The following is a 573-nucleotide window of genomic DNA, read 5'->3' on the forward strand; positions in this document are numbered from 1 at the left end:
TCTGCTGTCCGACGCCGATCAGCGCGCCCGCTTCGACCGCGGCGAGATCGATGCCGAGGGGCAGGAACGCGCGCGGCACGGCACCTGGCGCGACTATGCCGAGACCGGCGAGGGCGCGCGCTACGGCGGCGGCGGCGCCTGGACCACCGACGATCTCGAGGCGATGTTCGGCTCGATGTTCGGTGGCGGCGGCGGCGGACGGCGTGGCGGGCCGGGGCGCGGGCAGGACCGGCATTATTCGATGACGATCGGCTTCGTCGAGGCGGTGGTCGGCGGCACGCGGCGGCTGTCGCTGCCCGATGGCGGCACGCTCGACGTGCGGATTCCCCCCGGCACCGAGGACGGGCAACTGCTGCGCCTGCGCGGCAAGGGCGGGGTGGGATGGAATGGCGGGCCGGCGGGCGATGCGCTGATCCGCGTCAGCGTGGCGCCGCATCGCTTCTTCACCCGCGAAGGGCAGGATATCCGGCTCGATCTGCCGGTGACGCTGGCCGAGGCGGTGCTGGGCGGGCAGGTCGAGGTGCCGACGCCGGGCGGCGCGGTGCGGATGCGGATTCCCGCGGGCTCGGACAG

1 protein-coding gene is annotated in these 573 nt (G+C 74.5%); it reads left to right on the forward strand.

Annotated features, from left to right (window positions below; genetic code table 11):
* Positions 1–573, forward strand: a 573-nt coding sequence (locus APM_RS12845; protein WP_007423804.1) for a J domain-containing protein, incomplete at both ends; no start/stop codon positions are given.

Source organism: Acidiphilium sp. PM, assembly GCF_000219295.1.
Classification (GTDB): Bacteria; Pseudomonadota; Alphaproteobacteria; order Acetobacterales; family Acetobacteraceae; genus Acidiphilium; species Acidiphilium multivorum.